This is a genomic window from Neobacillus cucumis (genome assembly GCF_023715505.1).
Genome location: NZ_JAMBOH010000012.1, coordinates 52,664 through 68,180, shown reverse-complemented (window position 1 = coordinate 68,180; position 15,517 = coordinate 52,664). Strand labels below are relative to the sequence as shown.

The 15,517-nt window shown below is 38.7% G+C and carries 16 protein-coding genes, 1 pseudogene and 1 riboswitch; of the genes and pseudogenes, 7 read left to right on the top strand and 10 right to left on the bottom strand.

Features of this window, described 5'->3' with window-relative positions:
• Positions 1 to 4: 4 nt before the first annotated feature.
• Both M3226_RS17715 and M3226_RS17710 read right to left on the bottom strand, forming a co-directional pair.
• Positions 5 to 907 carry a putative selenate ABC transporter substrate-binding protein gene (locus M3226_RS17715; RefSeq protein WP_251567530.1) on the bottom strand — a complete coding sequence of 301 codons (903 nt, stop codon included), beginning with the start codon at positions 905 to 907 and terminating at the stop codon, positions 5 to 7.
• Positions 908 to 1,080: 173 nt separating this feature from the next.
• Positions 1,081 to 2,638, bottom strand: a pseudogene (locus tag M3226_RS17710) (ABC-F family ATP-binding cassette domain-containing protein).
• Positions 2,639 to 2,906: 268 nt separating this feature from the next.
• On the opposite strand from M3226_RS17710, the gene M3226_RS17705 reads away from it, so the two are divergent.
• The gene (locus M3226_RS17705) at positions 2,907 to 3,203 is read left to right on the top strand and encodes a hypothetical protein (protein ID WP_251567528.1); all 297 of its coding nucleotides are present in this window, start codon (positions 2,907 to 2,909) and stop codon (positions 3,201 to 3,203) included.
• 193 nt (positions 3,204 to 3,396) lie between these two features.
• Here the strand turns inward: M3226_RS17705 and M3226_RS17700 are convergent, their stop codons facing one another.
• The 3 genes from M3226_RS17700 to M3226_RS17690 all read right to left on the bottom strand — a co-directional run bounded on the left by M3226_RS17700 (position 3,397) and on the right by M3226_RS17690 (position 6,275).
• On the bottom strand, positions 3,397 to 3,975 hold the full coding sequence (locus M3226_RS17700) for a hypothetical protein (RefSeq protein ID WP_251567526.1): 579 nt from the start codon (positions 3,973 to 3,975) through the stop codon (positions 3,397 to 3,399).
• 396 nt (positions 3,976 to 4,371) lie between these two features.
• Positions 4,372 to 5,682, bottom strand: coding sequence for a nucleobase:cation symporter-2 family protein (locus tag M3226_RS17695; protein ID WP_251567524.1), 1,311 nt, complete (start codon positions 5,680 to 5,682; stop codon positions 4,372 to 4,374).
• Positions 5,682 to 6,275 (bottom strand): xanthine phosphoribosyltransferase, encoded by a 594-nt coding sequence (locus tag M3226_RS17690; protein ID WP_251567522.1) that lies wholly within the window; start codon positions 6,273 to 6,275, stop codon positions 5,682 to 5,684. The genes M3226_RS17695 and M3226_RS17690 overlap by 1 nt, the downstream gene beginning before the upstream one ends.
• Before the next feature lie 123 nt (positions 6,276 to 6,398).
• Positions 6,399 to 6,500: riboswitch (purine riboswitch) on the bottom strand.
• Positions 6,501 to 6,714: 214 nt separating this feature from the next.
• Here M3226_RS17690 and M3226_RS17685 point away from each other — a divergent pair.
• Positions 6,715 to 7,713, top strand: a complete 999-nt coding sequence (locus tag M3226_RS17685) for an NAD(P)H-dependent flavin oxidoreductase (RefSeq protein ID WP_251567520.1) — start codon at positions 6,715 to 6,717, stop codon at positions 7,711 to 7,713.
• 48 nt (positions 7,714 to 7,761) lie between these two features.
• On the opposite strand, the gene M3226_RS17680 is transcribed toward M3226_RS17685, so the two are convergent.
• A complete protein-coding gene (locus tag M3226_RS17680; RefSeq protein WP_251567518.1) occupies positions 7,762 to 8,070 on the bottom strand; it encodes a hypothetical protein in 309 nt (102 codons plus the stop codon).
• A gap of 315 nt (positions 8,071 to 8,385) precedes the next feature.
• Between M3226_RS17680 and M3226_RS17675 the strand changes: the two genes are divergently transcribed.
• Both M3226_RS17675 and M3226_RS17670 read left to right on the top strand, forming a co-directional pair.
• On the top strand, positions 8,386 to 9,576 hold the full coding sequence (locus M3226_RS17675; protein ID WP_251567516.1) for a glycine C-acetyltransferase: 1,191 nt from the start codon (positions 8,386 to 8,388) through the stop codon (positions 9,574 to 9,576).
• 89 nt (positions 9,577 to 9,665) lie between these two features.
• On the top strand, positions 9,666 to 10,610 hold the full coding sequence (locus M3226_RS17670) for an L-threonine 3-dehydrogenase (RefSeq protein ID WP_251567514.1): 945 nt from the start codon (positions 9,666 to 9,668) through the stop codon (positions 10,608 to 10,610).
• Positions 10,611 to 10,840: 230 nt separating this feature from the next.
• Here M3226_RS17670 and selD read toward each other — a convergent pair whose 3' ends face one another.
• Entirely contained in the window at positions 10,841 to 11,896 is a 1,056-nt protein-coding gene (gene selD, locus M3226_RS17665; RefSeq protein ID WP_374110631.1) for a selenide, water dikinase SelD, read from the bottom strand.
• Between the two features lie 173 nt (positions 11,897 to 12,069).
• On the opposite strand from selD, the gene M3226_RS32755 reads away from it, so the two are divergent.
• Positions 12,070 to 12,276: an Rdx family protein gene (locus M3226_RS32755; protein ID WP_374110630.1), complete on the top strand. Its 207-nt coding sequence runs from the start codon at positions 12,070 to 12,072 to the stop codon at positions 12,274 to 12,276.
• Positions 12,277 to 12,364: 88 nt separating this feature from the next.
• Here M3226_RS32755 and M3226_RS17660 read toward each other — a convergent pair whose 3' ends face one another.
• Positions 12,365 to 12,760, bottom strand: a complete 396-nt coding sequence (locus M3226_RS17660; protein WP_251567512.1) for an Hsp20/alpha crystallin family protein — start codon at positions 12,758 to 12,760, stop codon at positions 12,365 to 12,367.
• A 188-nt stretch (positions 12,761 to 12,948) separates the two neighbouring features.
• Between M3226_RS17660 and selA the strand changes: the two genes are divergently transcribed.
• Positions 12,949 to 14,364, top strand: coding sequence for an L-seryl-tRNA(Sec) selenium transferase (selA, locus tag M3226_RS17655; RefSeq protein ID WP_251567510.1), 1,416 nt, complete (start codon positions 12,949 to 12,951; stop codon positions 14,362 to 14,364).
• Positions 14,365 to 14,417: 53 nt separating this feature from the next.
• Here the strand turns inward: selA and M3226_RS17650 are convergent, their stop codons facing one another.
• Positions 14,418 to 14,558: a small acid-soluble spore protein P gene (locus tag M3226_RS17650; RefSeq protein ID WP_251567508.1), complete on the bottom strand. Its 141-nt coding sequence runs from the start codon at positions 14,556 to 14,558 to the stop codon at positions 14,418 to 14,420.
• Between the two features lie 110 nt (positions 14,559 to 14,668).
• Here M3226_RS17650 and M3226_RS17645 point away from each other — a divergent pair, with 110 nt between their 5' ends.
• Entirely contained in the window at positions 14,669 to 14,938 is a 270-nt protein-coding gene (locus M3226_RS17645) for a hypothetical protein (RefSeq protein WP_251567506.1), read from the top strand.
• A gap of 158 nt (positions 14,939 to 15,096) precedes the next feature.
• Here the strand turns inward: M3226_RS17645 and sspO are convergent, their stop codons facing one another.
• Positions 15,097 to 15,249 carry a small acid-soluble spore protein O gene (gene sspO / locus M3226_RS17640; RefSeq protein WP_098532148.1) on the bottom strand — a complete coding sequence of 51 codons (153 nt, stop codon included), beginning with the start codon at positions 15,247 to 15,249 and terminating at the stop codon, positions 15,097 to 15,099.
• Between the last annotated feature and the right edge of the window lie 268 nt (positions 15,250 to 15,517).

Here is a 15,517-nt window from a genome sequence, read left to right as displayed (position 1 = left end):
CCTACTACTTAATGATGTTTAATTCTTTTGCTACCTTTTGAATCTTTTCATAATTACTATTTTTAGTTTCGATAAATTTATCGGTTTGGAAAAAGTCCGTAATTTCTTTTTGATCTGTTGTAATGGAAAGAATCGCATTTTCTACCTTTTTCGTTGCGCCTTTTCCAAAGACATCGTCCACATTGCTGTTGATGGTCCAGTTATAGTCATAGAAAGAAGGGGTTGTATAGAATACTTTTACTTTATTTGTATCAACTTTTTTATCTTTAACGGCTGCTTGCCAAACAGCTTCGTTTAGTGCACCGGCTTTGAATGCACCTGATTCTACTAATTTATAAGTAGTATCATGTGAACCCGAGAAGTTTGGTTTTCCATCAAAGTCTTTGTTCGCGTCAATTCCAGCTTCTGATAGGTAATAACGCGGCATTAAATGTCCAGAAGTGGAGCTTTCGCTGCCAAATGTGAACGATTTCCCTTTTAAATCTTCCAGCTTAGTTATACCTGAATTGGGCTGAGTAATGAAAACAGAGTGGAATTCAGCATCTCTTGGTCTCTGTGCGAAAGACTCAGCACCAGGAACAAGGCTGATCGCTTGAACACTTGTTAAACCGCCAAACCAGGCCATATGAATTTCACCGCGTTGAAACCCTGTTACAAGGGCAGCATAGTCAACAGATGGTACAAATTCTACTTTCATTCCTGTTTTTTGACTAAGATAATCGGCAACTGCCGTCATGCCTTTATCAAGTTCTGAAGCATTCTGGTCAGGAATCGCACCGATCTTGAAAACTTCTTTTGCAGTTGTTTCTTTTTTTGCATCACTTGCTTTTTCATCCTTTTGGCTGCTACATGCACCTAGTGAAAAGACGAGGATAACTAATATTAACATAGAAAGCCATTTCTTCATAAATGTCCGCACCTCTTAGTAATTTTATCTATTGCCTTTCTCATTATAAAGAAAGAAATTTGTCGAATAAATTCATTTAATCTATTTGTTCTATCTAACTCAATCGATTATCTGTATAGGTAAATATAGGAAATGAAAAACCCCTGCTAAAAGGCAGGGGCTGGTACACGTTCTTAAACTGTCATTTGTGGCCATTCTTCAACATTCCATACTTTGGTTACCCAATCTTCATAAAAATCAGGTTCGTGGCAAACAAGCACAACCGTACCTTTATATTCTTTTAAGGCACGGTTTAATTCTGCCTTGGCATCAATATCCAAGTGGTTTGTCGGCTCATCGAATAAAATCCAGTTGCTTTCATACATCATCAGCTTGCAAAGGCGCACTTTTGCTTGCTCTCCACCGCTCAGCTGATTCATCGGTCGTGAGATATGCTCATTTTTTAAACCGCAGCGGGCAAGAGCAGCCCTAACTTGATGCTGATCCATCGAAGGGAAGGCATTCCAAACATCATCAATTGGTGTAATATTGCAGGCTTTTACCTCTTGTTCAAAATAAGAAGGGAAGAGGAAGTCACCGCGTTCAACCTTGTCATTTAACGGGTCAATTTTTCCAAGCATGGTTTTTAGTAGTGTGGATTTACCAACACCGTTGCAGCCAATAATTGCCACTTTTTCACCGCGTTCAAGCGTCATACTCATTTTCGGCAGCAATGGATTTGTATAACCAATCTCTAAATCTTTTGCTTCAAACACATAGCGGCTGCTGGAACGTGACTCTTTAAAGCTGAAGGAAGCCTTTACGCCAGTTTCGGGACGGTCAATCCGCTCAATTCTATCCAGCTGTTTTTGCCGGCTTTTAGCCCGGCCAGTAGTCGAATACCGTGCTTTGTTTTTAGTTTTTAGCAATAAAGTCTTCTTGTTTTTTAATAAATTCCTGCTGTTTTTCATAGGCATTGATATGCTGATTTTTATTGATTTCCGCTAGTTCTAGGAATTTTTCATAGCTTGCTGTGTAGCGGGTAAGCTTAGAGAATTCTAATTGAAAAATAACATTCGATACAGGGTTCAAAAATTCTGTATCATGGGAAATTAAAATAAACGCATATGGGTATTCTTTTAGATATGAAGTTAACCAGCGTATATGCTCAACATCTAGATAGTTGGTTGGCTCGTCTAGTAATAGAACCTTGGGCTGTTCATAGTAGCTTGGCTAACAGGACCTTTGTACGCTGTCCGCCACTTAGTGTGCTGACATCGCGGTCTAAGCCAATCGCATCCAAACCTAATCCTCGTGCTGCTTCTTCAATCTTAATATCTAGTGAGAAAAACCCCCTGCATCCAGAGCATCTTGGATTTCACCCATTTTTTCCAATAAGACTTCCAACTCTTCAGGTGAGGCATCTCCCATTTGTGCGATAACTTCATTCAATTCTTTTTCTTTTTCAAAAAGAGGAAGAAAGGCATCCCGAAGAACATCTCTCATTGTTTTGCCAGGTGTTAACACGGTATGTTGATCCAAATAGCCATAGTGAACGCCTGGTGTCCATTCTACACGGCCGCCGTCATAAATCAATTGCCCCGTAATAATATTCATTAAAGTGGATTTACCAACACCATTCGCGCCGACTAATCCAACATGATCTTCTGCTAATAAACGAAAAGATACATCCTTAAATAATTTGCGATCTCCAAATGTATGGGATAAATTTTCAACAGTTAATAAGCTCATTTTTATTCGTAATCCTCGCTTTGTTCAAGAATTCATACATTAATTCATCATAATAGATTTTTTAGCAGAAAAATATTGTGAATTACTTGGAAATCAAATAAGTGTGTTTAAATCCCACAAGAATGAATTTTCCAACATCCTTTGAATTCCGTTGTGAGCAAATGTCGGAATCCGAAGTGCTGCTTTATTTTTCTAAGAGTTGATGAAGAAGTTTAAACAAGCACTATCCCTTGTACATATAATAGGGAATAAGGGAAGGAGTGTTTGAATGGCGGCGTACAATCAAGATGGAATATCTATTGGTACTATATCAGGGGGAATTGTAAACTTTGGTGGAGCTGTTACAATTGCTCCAATTTCGATTACAAAGACATCTTCTGGTTCAAGTTCAGATAATCAGGGGGGAACGATGACAACAAGTAGTGGAAGTAGTTCTTCTTCTAGATCAAATACAGCAAGCAATGGCAGGAGTTCTCCTTCCAGAACAGGTTCAGATAATAGTGGAGGGAGTTCGTTTATTGACACCAGCTTATCAGGAATACTAGAAATCATCAGACGGTTTTAGCATAAACCCGTCTGAATTTTTTTGAAGGTTAAATATCGTAAACTAACTTAAAAAGAACTACTTAGAATCCCTTGTTTTGTGAAGTGGGGCTAATTAAGTAGTTCACTCTTTTTTTGTTTCTTTCTTCATTAAAGCTTCCGGTAGAGAACATGCTTCTTCTATTGAAAATAATCGACAAAAATAATTAAGTATGTCAATCACCAGTTACAATAAAATTACCATAATCAATTACTATAAAATCCCCGTTTTCAGAAAGTGCTAGATTCTTCTCTTTAATATCTTTTGGTTCAATTCCATTTTCCTTAAATATCTTAATCAATTGTGATATTTTTTTATCATATTCTTTATCTGACGGTATCTTTTGTGTCATTTTTTTCATTATAATCCATCCGTAACCAGACTCTATTACTGGACATAAATGTTTTCGTATATGGGATGGTGAATTGAAGAATAACTTATATTCTTTTTTATTGCTCTTCATACCCCAATTATTAAGGGCAACCTTTAGTACATAACCATTTTCAAGGTCAAACACAATTCTATTCTTGCCATTTCCAATTATTGTATATTTTAACTGAAGAGCTTTAATAGCTTTTTTGACATGCGCATTCATTTCTTTGCTATCTTTAATATTACTTTTATTTTTTATTTTTAAAATCCATGAATTTATTGATTTATTTTCTTGTTTAGATAAGTAACTAGATTTTAAGGAATCAATCTCATTTTTCCTTTTATTATTTTCCTCATCTTGATGATCGTATATGTTTTCCATCTCCCTTCCTAGAATATTAATTTTCTACAGTATTCTTATTTCAGTAAATTGATTTATGGATATATACTCAAGTATTATTAAAACAACCTTAAAACAGTGTATGCATAACATCATTTATCTGAATGGTTGTATATACGATGAAAACTAGAATTTATTAGTACTTTTTGTTCCCTAATATTTGTGAAAGCAAATTATCCGTTAGCACATCGAGGACTTAGATTGCATTTTTTCACACAAAAAGAATTAGTGTACATATACAGGGGAATTCGATATAGAAACATTAATATTAAGGTAGTAAAAAATAAATATATTTAAAGAAAATAATCAAACCACCAGTCACTATGATTGGTGGTTGTCTTTTCACTATAGTGGGATAATGCTTTACAAATTGAATCTTTATGCCACACTTTGATTGCTATTGTTTACCGCTTGACTTTGCTGCTTAGGTTTTGCCACATTAAAAATCAGATTGAGTAAAATCGCCGTTAAACTTCCTGCAACAATTCCACTGTTAGTTAATATTTTCACACTTTCTGGAAGGGCATCAAATAAATTAGGAACTGCTGTAACTCCTAGACCTACAGCAACTGAGCAGGCAATAATTAACAGGTTTTCCTGAGATGAAAAATCCACTTTGCTTAGCATTTTAATCCCGGAAGCAATAACCATACCAAACATGGCTACCATGGCACCGCCTAGTACGGAGGTATGCACAACCGTTGTTAACGCAGCAATTTTAGGAACAAATCCAAGAAAGATCAAAATACCTGCCATTGTATAGATCACATTTTTCGACTTCACACCGGAAAATTGAACAAGTCCAACATTTTGCGAATAAGTCGTGTAAGGGAAGGAGTTAAATAGTGCACCTACGATACTAGCAAGGCCTTCTGCACGATATCCTTTTACCAAATCCTGTTCGGTTAATTTTCTTCCTGTAATATCACTTAATGCGAAATAAACACCTGTTGATTCAACGAGACTTACAATCGCAACTAGTGTCATCGTAATGATTGGAGCCAGTTCAAACGTTGGTACAGCGAAATGCAGGGGAGCAACCATGTGGAACCATGATGCCGCTCCAACAGCAGAAAAATCAACTTTGCCTAAAAGTGATGCCGCAATGGTACCGGCCATCAATCCAAGCAAAATAGAGATTGAACGGATGAAACCTTTAAAAAAGCGATAAAGAACAATGATAAATAATAATGTACCAAATGCTAGGCATAGATTTGTTACTGATCCAAAATCTGGGCTTCCTTGACCCCCGGCCACGTTATTCATTGCAACAGGAATAAGTGTAATTCCAATAATTGTTACAACTGAACCAGTGACAACAGGAGGGAAGAAGCGGACAAGCTTTCCAAAAAAGGAAGCAATCAGGATAACAATGATTCCGGAAACAAGTATCGATCCATAGATCGCAGACATACCATATTGCCCGCCGATCGCAATGATTGGACCAACTGCCGTAAATGTACAGCCTAGGACGATTGGAAGTCCGATTCCAAAGTAACGATTTTGCCATACCTGCAAGAGAGTGGCAATCCCGCTCGTTAAAATATCTAAAGAAACTAAATAAGCTAATTGTTTACCAGATAAATGAAGTGCACCGCCGATTATTAGCGGGACAATAACAGCCCCGGCGTACATTGCTAAAACATGTTGAATTCCTAAAGAAGCTGTTTTCCATGGACCTTGTTTCATTACACTAATTCCTCCACTTTTTCATTGATAAATTGAACTTTTCCGTTTGATAGGGAAGCGACCCTTGCTAAGGATTCCACCCTTAAGCCACATTCTTTTAGTTTTTCGGCTCCTTGCTGGAAGGACTTTTCAATCACAATTCCAATCCCCATTACCTCGGCTCCACTTTGTTTGACAATCTCCACTAATCCAAGTGCCGCTTGTCCGTTTGCAAGAAAGTCATCAATTATTAGAACTCGGTCATCTTCATTTAAATATTTTTTGGAGATGGAGATTTCGTTTGTTTCATTTTTAGTAAATGAATGGACAGACGCGGAAAGTAAATCATCTGTAAGTGTCAAAGATTTTCTTTTTCTAGCGAAAACTACAGGAGCATTCATATATAATCCAGCCATTACTGCTGGTGCAATACCAGAAGATTCAATCGTCACGATTTTTGTAATTCCTTCATTAGCGAACCGTGAGGCAAATTCTTTTCCAATCTCATTCATTAGGAAAGGGTCGATTTGATGGTTAAGAAATGAATCCACCTTCAAGACCTGATCTGACAATACCCTTCCTTCTGAAATAATTTTTTTCTCTAATAATCTCATAATGTTAAATCCCCCCTGAAAAATAAAAAGAGCCCAATGGTCATTACTCACACTTTAATAGAGTGAGGCAATGACCATTGGGCTCTAATTTCCATCATAAATAGTAGAAATAAGCATAATAGGTTAATCACATTACCCACTCATAGTCAGATTGTTAACGGCAATCTGGTAGAAACTTGCGGGCCATATTCCCGCGATTATATGAGCGAAACTTATCTTTTATGTAATCACATTATAACATGGTAGAAAGGGAAATCAATCACTTTTTCACCAAAAAACGAACATTAACGAAAAATAATAGACTATTATTCGTCTTAGAAAGCACTTTCATTCATTTTTCACTGTTCAAAAAACAAAGATTGAATAGCCATTCAGTTTCGAGTACTATTATAATACAGATGTTTAGTCAGAATATTCCAATCAAGGAGGGGGTTTATTTTTGCAAAAAACAATACCTGAAAGCTGGTGGAACCAACTACGGCTGCCCGTTATTTCTGCACCGATGTTCTTGGTGTCAGGCACCGAACTCGTTAAAGCATGCTGTTTAAACGGAGTGATTGGATCATTTCCTGCGCCAAACGCAAGACCAATTGAGGTGCTAGATCAGTGGATGGGGCAGTTAAATGAAGAGCTTGCCGAGGCACGCGCAAAAGAGCCGAATCGAAAAATTGCTCCGTGGGCCATGAATATGGTGGTACATAGCTCTTATAGCCGCCTGCAGGATGAACTTGACTTAATTAAGAAACATAAACCGCAATTAGTGATTACTTCATTGGGAAGTCCAAAACATGTAGTGGAGATTGTTCATGAGTATGGCGGACTTGTCTTCTCAGATGTAAGCGATTTAAAGTTTGCTAAAAAAGCGGCCGAAGCAGGTGTTGATGGCCTCATCCTCGTAGCAAGCGGCGCCGGCGGTCATGCCGGGCAAATTAACAGCTTTGCGTTTGTTGATATGGTCCGGTCATTTTGGGATGGAATCATCATTCTTGCCGGTTCTATTTCCACTGGTAAGGGAATCTTAGCAGCTCAAGCGGCTGGTGCCGACCTTGCCTATATGGGTACACGTTTCATCGTAGCAACGGAAAGTATGGCTAACGATGATTACCGGAAGATGCTTGTAGAAGCCACTCAAGAAGATTTGATATTAACCGATGCGTTTTCTGGTGTGAAAGCAAACATGCTAATCCCGAGTATTAAGAAAGCAGGGCTTGACCCCAAACAATTAGTCAAAAAAGACCAAGTGAACTTTGATGATATGCAAAAAGAAACAAATGCCAAGGCCTGGAAGGATATCTGGTCTGCCGGCCATGGAGTAGGGGCAATTGACCGAATTGAATCCGCTGCGGATATTATTGGCCGATTGGAACTTGAATATAGGGAAGCACTTCAAAAGATTAATAGTTTTGCTGGGAAATTAACAAGTGTGGGTGTCAACTAAAGCGGTGATGGAAAACTAGGATATTAACAGAAAAAAGGAACCGAATCATTAAACGGTTCCTTTTTTCTGTTTCTTGTTATTTTCCTTTTTTGCAACAATATTGACCACTTTATAACCAGGTTTTAATTTCACCTTTTTTTTGCCGTTGTCTGTGGTGACTTGGTAGAGGGTATATTTACGCGGTTCAATTTCCAACCGATCAATGTTTTTAATCGTCTCTTTACGGAAATGTTTATGGATCTTTTTTATTTGCTTCTCCGGTTTTTCACCGTAAAAGATATCATAAGCATAAATAAAAAGATAGATAAACACAGCACCGATGACAATGTAATATAGGGCGGAAGTTATGACTGTCATGATAGACATCCTTTCTTAGGAGCAGGTGTAAATAGTACAAAGTGTATTATAACGAAAAAGGAGGAATTAAGAAATGATTTGTTTGGCTGTAGGAATAAGATATTGGGAGAAATAAACTATTTTAACCTGTGTAATTAAATATTTTTAATAAATAATCGTCCATATATAGTGAACATATGGCCGGAAATTTGATAAAATACACATTAGAAACCTTTATTAGTCAATGTTTAAAGCGCTTACTCATGTCCACGTCGTGAGGACAATTGTGTTTTTTCTTTTTACAAATCCAACTACAATACTTAGGGGGGATTTTTTGTGTCCAGCCATATTTTAGAAACCTTTTTAAATCAAAATCTCGAAGACTTAAAGGGCAAAGGTTTGTATAATGTCATCGATCCACTGGAAAGTCCAAATGGACCAGTCATTACGATTAATGGCAAGGAATTAATTAACCTTTCCTCTAACAATTACTTAGGTTTAGCCACAGATAAGAGACTTAAAGATGCAGCAAATGACGCCATTGGGAAATACGGTGTCGGAGCAGGGGCAGTTCGCACCATCAATGGAACCCTTAAACTACATGTCGAGTTAGAGGAAAAATTGGCCGAGTTTAAGCATACGGAGGCAGCGATTGCTTACCAATCAGGCTTCAATTGTAATATGGCCGCTATCTCTGCAGTTATGGATTCGTACGATGCGATCCTTTCAGATGAATTAAACCATGCCTCGATTATTGATGGCTGCCGACTTTCAAAGGCAAAAATTATTCGATTCAACCATTCTGATATGGTGGATTTACGTGCTAAAGCCAAAGAAGCAAAGGAATTTGGTCAATATAACAAGATTATGGTGATTACCGATGGCGTATTTTCAATGGATGGTGATATTGCCTTATTACCTGAAATCGTAAACATTGCAGAGGAGTTTGACTTAATTACGTATGTAGATGATGCCCACGGATCCGGCGTCCTTGGGGAAGGGGCAGGGACCGTTAAGCATTTCGGGCTTTCCAATAAGATTGATTTTCAGATTGGGACCTTATCAAAAGCTATAGGTGTTGTTGGAGGTTATGTAGCTGGCAAGAAAAATCTGATTGACTGGTTGAAGGTTCGCAGCCGCCCGTTCCTATTTTCCACCTCCTTAACTCCTGCAGACGTGGCAGCATGTAAAAGGTCTATTGAAATCCTAATGGAAAGCACCGATCTTAATAAGAAGCTGTGGGCAAATGGCCATTACTTGAAAAAGGGATTAAAACAACTAGGGTTTAATATTGGCAACAGCGAAACTCCCATCACACCATGCATCATCGGTGACGAGTCGCTCACACAACAATTTAGTAAACGTCTTAATGAAGAAGGAGTTTACGCAAAAGCGATCGTGTTTCCAACTGTACAAAAGGGGACTGGGCGCGTCCGCAATATGCCAACTGCCGCTCATTCTAAGGAAATGCTCGATCAAGCGATTGCCATTTATGAAAAAGTCGGCAAGGAAATGGGCGTTATTTAAACGAAAACAGAGACACTCTACACAATTAAGTAACGTATCCATACATTAATACAGAATTTTTCAGCATAAGGGAAGAGGACGGAGAAACAATGAAGCGGATTTTAATCACAGGCGCATTAGGGCAGATTGGATCAGAATTAACATTAAGATTAAGGGAGATTTATGGAGCAGATCATGTCATTGCTACTGATATTAAGAAGAATGATAGTGAAGCTGCCCAAAGTGGCCCCTTTGAATTAGTAGATGTAACTGATTTAAACAAAATGATGGAGACGGCCAAAAAATACAAAGTTGATACAGTGATGCATTTAGCTGCGCTCCTTTCAGCAACAGCCGAGGCAAAACCTGTATTTGCTTGGAATTTAAATATGGGCGGTCTGATGAATGCTCTTGAAACGGCGAAGGAGCTGAAAGCCCAATTTTTCACACCTAGCTCAATTGGAGCTTTTGGACCATCCACACCTAAAAATAATACTCCTCAGGATACCATTATGCGGCCGACTACAATGTATGGGGTCAATAAGGTTGCCGGAGAATTGTTAGCTGATTACTATTATTACAAATTTGGCGTCGATTCACGCGGATTGCGTTTCCCCGGCCTAATCTCACATGTTACCCTTCCTGGAGGGGGAACAACAGACTATGCTGTTGAAATTTATTACGAAGCAGTTAAAAACGGAAAATATACTTCCTATCTTAATAAAGGTACCTTTATGGACATGATGTACATGCCGGATGCATTGAACGCCATTATCGACTTAATGGAGGCGGGTCCATCTAAACTCAAGCACCGTAATTCTTTTAATGTCACAGCGATGAGTTTTGCCCCCGAGGATATTGCTGCGAGTATCGCTAAGTATATACCAGGGTTTGAGATTAACTATAAGGTAGATCCCGCTCGGCAGAGAATTGCCGAGAGCTGGCCAGATTCGATTGATGCTAGTGCAGCGAGGGAAGAGTGGGGCTTCAAATGTGAATATGATTTGGATAAAATGACGCAGGATATGATTGAGAAGCTGCGGGAGAAATTATAAATTATCGAAACCTGAGCCAAAATGGCCCAGGTTTTTGATTGTGTTAACACGTTTGGCTCATTTTTTTGATTTTATGGCTGATTTTTAACCGGGTATGGTCCATTTCTACATGTGTTTGGCTCATTTTATTAATGTTTGGCTCATTTTCATGAGTTTATGGCTTATTTTCCAAAAGTAGGAAACCAAACCAGCAAAAAAAAAGAAACAGCGAGCCTGATCAGCTTCGCTGTTTATCTTTTTACATAAATAAGTTTCTCTTGTTTTTCTATGACACGGCCAACGATCGCTGCTTGGACAACACCGCTTGCATGTAGTTGGTCCACATAACTTCTCGCTTCCACTTCATTCATGGAAACCAGCAAGCCGCCTGAAGTGATTGCATCACAAAGGACAAGCTGCTCTTCTGAAGCAATATCCTCATAAACCGTATCATCACTGATCCATTTATGATTGGACTTAGAACCTCCAGGAACAACACCGTTTTTCGCTAATTCAACCGCACCTTCCAAAATTGGCACCTGACTCCAGTAAACTTCAAAGCTCACATCACTGCCGCGTGCCATCTCACTGCCATGACCAAGCAAACCAAATCCCGTTACATCTGTTACAGAATGCGGTTGATAATTGGTCAATACTTCAGCTGCCGTCTTATTGAGCATTGCCATTGTTTCTGTAACCAACTGCTCTTGTTCAAGAGTTACGGCACTTCTTTTAATACCAGTGGTTAAGATCCCAACGCCAATCGGTTTAGTTAACACTAGAACATCACCAGGTTTGGCGCCGATATTTTTCCATACCTTGTCAGGGTGAACGATCCCCGTTACAGATAAACCAAACTTAGGTTCTTGGTCATCAATGGAGTGACCGCCAACCGTAATCGCACCTGCTTCTTTTACTTTATCAGCCGCACCGCGAAGGATATCGGAAAGCATTTCAGCTCCAAGCTTTTTAATTGGGAAGCCGACAATATTCATAACCGTTTTTGGTTGACCACCCATTGCATAGACATCACTTAACGCATTTGCTGCTGTAATTTGACCGAACATATAAGGATCATCGACAATCGGCGTAAAGTAGTCAACCGTTTGTATGAGAGCAATGGAGTCGGTTAATTTATAAACCCCCGCATCATCTGATGTATCAAGCCCCACAATCAATTCAGGGACAGGTTCTTGTTTAGGTAATTGACGCAAAACTTGCGCCAGGTCCTCAGGACCAATTTTGCAGCCTCAACCAGCTTTTGTCGAAAAAGAGGTTAGGCGAATCTTCTCTTGTTCACTCAACATGTCCACCTCCATTTTCATAGTATACCTCTTTCCGTGTAAATCCGCACCAATCATGCAGAACATTTGCAGAAGGGGAGGGAATACAGTAAAATATTTCTACTATCTAGATATAGGAAAACTGAAATATAGGGGGTGAACGTGTGAAAAACTATCATGTTATTGTAGAATTTTGTATGCAATGAAACTACGCACCAAAAGCCGCGAGTTTCGCGGAAGAGCTTTTTAACCATTTTTATCGGGACATACAAAAATTAGAACTAATTCCTAGTTCAGGCGGTGCTTTCGAAGTGACCGTTAATGGGGATAAGATTTATTCCAAGCTTGAAACCGGAGTTTTCCCAGATACTGAAGAAATGATTGAAATTATTAAGACTAAATGACAAAAGCCCTCAAAAAACGAGGGCTTATTTTTATTTACATAATCATATTATGTTAACTAGACTGAAAAAATCATCCTTAAACACAGGTTTAAGGTAGAGTAATATATCTATTTTTCCCTGATCCTTTTTTCGTTTTAGAGATAAAAACCTCTAATCTACCATTTGTAAAACCCGCTGATATATCCTGTTCTTTAATATAAAATGGAAAATCAATTGAACGAGACCGTTTATAATGGGTTGTGTAAGGGGGGTGTTTCGCTGCCGAGATGGTTAATTTTTTTTCTTCTATATATACTTGTATATCTGATGCCTCAAAATCACTTAAAATCGCTTCAACAATCCACTCTTGATCGGTCTCGAACAAGTCAATTTGAAATTGTGTTTGGTCGTAATAAGCTGTGAGTGGATCTAGAAAATAGTTTTCCAGCCACTTTTCCACTAAGGCAAAATCAAAGGTTTGATTTTGCAGATGTTTTTTCCTCATTTTAATCCCCCTTGCTCGTTCATTTTATTCTATCCTGACTTAAAATGTGAAAAGGTTATGATATAATAGGAAAAGAAATTTTGCCAATGGACGAGCTGTAAAAAGTCTATGGCAGGCGGCTAAAATGCCCTTATACCATACGAAAAGTCAAACGGCCCGCAGCAAGTATACAGGAGGAGTTTTTTATTGTGAAAGAATGGTTACGTTCACTACCGGCCATCCATGAGCTACAAAACCATGAGAATTTTCTCAAACTTTATAACGAAAATCAACTTGATCACCCGCAGCTTACAAAACAGCTGAAAGACGTGCTCGATCAAATTAGGGATTCAATACTAAAAGGGGCATGGCAAGGAGCCACACCTGGAACCAATAAGTTTACGGAAGAATTGTTTCAAACACTTGAAGAAAATATTCACAAGCGATTCTCCTATACGATAGAAAAAGTCATCAATGCAACAGGGACCATTTTACATACAAACCTTGGAAGGGCAAGACTAAGTGAAAATGCGATTACGCATGTGGTTGAAACGGCAAGAAATTACTCCAATCTAGAATATAGGTTGAAGGAAGGAGAACGGGGCTCACGCCATAGTCATGTAGAATCACTCATTAAAGAGATTACAGGCGCTGAAGCAGCAATGGTCGTCAATAACAACGCGTCGGCTGTTTATCTTGTATTAAGGGCATTAGCTAAAGACAAAGAGGTCATTGTTTCCCGTGGACAGCTTGTTGAGATTGGCGGATCCTTTCGCATTTCATCCATCATGGAGGAAAGCGGTGCCATCCTAAAAGAGGTCGGCACGACAAATAAAACCCACTTGTATGACTATGAAAATGCATTGTCACCAGATACCGCTGTCATCATGAAGGTGCATACCAGCAATTTTAAAGTGATCGGCTTTACAAAATCAGTTGAATCAGAAGAACTCGTACAGCTAACTAAGAGGCAAGAAAATGTGATCTTCTATGAGGATCTTGGCAGCGGCGCGCTTTATGACTTTAAGAAGCATGGTATTGGCGAAGAACCAGTTGTTAGTGAGGTCATCAATATGGGGGCGGATGTTGTTACGTTTAGTGGAGATAAACTCCTTGGCGGACCACAGGCAGGGATTATTGCCGGAAAGAAAGCTATTATTGATCAATTGAAAAAGCACCAATTAGCCAGAGTAGTTCGGGTTGATAAGATGACATTGGCAGCTCTAGAGGGAACCCTTATGGATTATGCCCGTGGGGAAACCGCAATGAGAAGTATCCCAACAATTCGTGATTTATTAGTTTCTATTCATCAATTAGACGAAAGAGCACAATTATTTGTTACAAAATTATTACAAAAAGCGAGCGATTTTAATGCTACGATTTTTCAAGACTCAAGCCAAGTCGGCGGGGGAACAATGCCGGATGTCTTACTGCCAACCATGGTTATTGCCCTAAAGCATGAAAAGCTTTCAGCAGAGCAGATCGGCAGAAAATTACGAACGGAAACGAAACCTGCCATTATTGCCCGTATTCAAAAAGACGAAATTATTATAGATTTAAGAACCGTTTCCACGGAAGAAGAAGAACTATTGGTTAATGCATTGATAAATATCATTCCTAAATAACTCATTAAAGCGGAAGCGCCCAAGTATATCAAATCAGGCGCTTCCGCTGTTATTTACATATCATGTCCAGGATTATGGTTATTGCGTGAATGGTTGCGATTTTTCACTTTCTTTGAACCACTCATGGGTTCTGGCTGGCCTGATTGTTTTGGCGCATTTTTACGCATATCTTTTCCATCATTTTTGTTCACCATATTTCATCCCTCCTACTGTTAGGATGCAGTCAATAAGTGTTTTTATGCTGAATAAATTGTATTTTTCTGTGCATTTTAACGGTATATAAAATGAAGGGGTGGATTAGAAAATGCAAAAATATCCTTATAATAAAGACAAACAACAAGCTTTTCAAGCAGCACAGCAAGGATACGAAAATGCTCAAGGCCTGTATAAGACGATCGTTAGTGACAGTGCCAGTTACGGTCATCAGCTGAAGCATTTAAAGGATGAGGTAAATGAGGCCTACCAGCAGATCGAAAATGCGCTCGAGGTTGCTTCAGAACATCAGAGGGCACAATTACAACGTTTTCAGCAAGATCTTCAAACTATGGTGTCAGAAGTCAATCAAGAAGACTAAAAAAGCAGGAGGGAGATCCTCCTGCTTTACTATCGTCCAGCTGCAGTGCCTAGGGGCTCTTAGGTCTAGCCAATCCGACAAGAAGGCTAAAAAACAGCCTTCTAGCTGGCTCGTCTTATGCCTGTCGGCCCTGTTCAAGGCGCTTCCGCTTTTGGTTTCTACTGGTTCTTTTTACGTTTTTTGTTGTTCATTCTTTCTTTTGCAGTTAATTCTGGTTCACTGGCAAATTCCTCATTGAAACCGGCGCCTTTTCCTTGACCTTTTGCTGCATTCATCCCTGGAATTACATGATTAGACTTACGTTTTACCATTCCAATCACCTCCTGTAATTAATATTTCCCCCTTCACTTAAATAATGACAAAATAAAAGTTTTTTGCGATAATATTAACGAAAGGGTATTTTCCTAAAATTCTAAATTCACTTGTGTATAGTTGAGATTTACAAAATATTCTGAACAAAATACATAAAAAACTATAAGAAAAACTTATCAATCACAATAACTTTCTTGTTATTTACTTATATTATAGGGTGTATTAAGATAAGAATTGTGAGAAAAGTGAAGATGACTGGGAAAATTC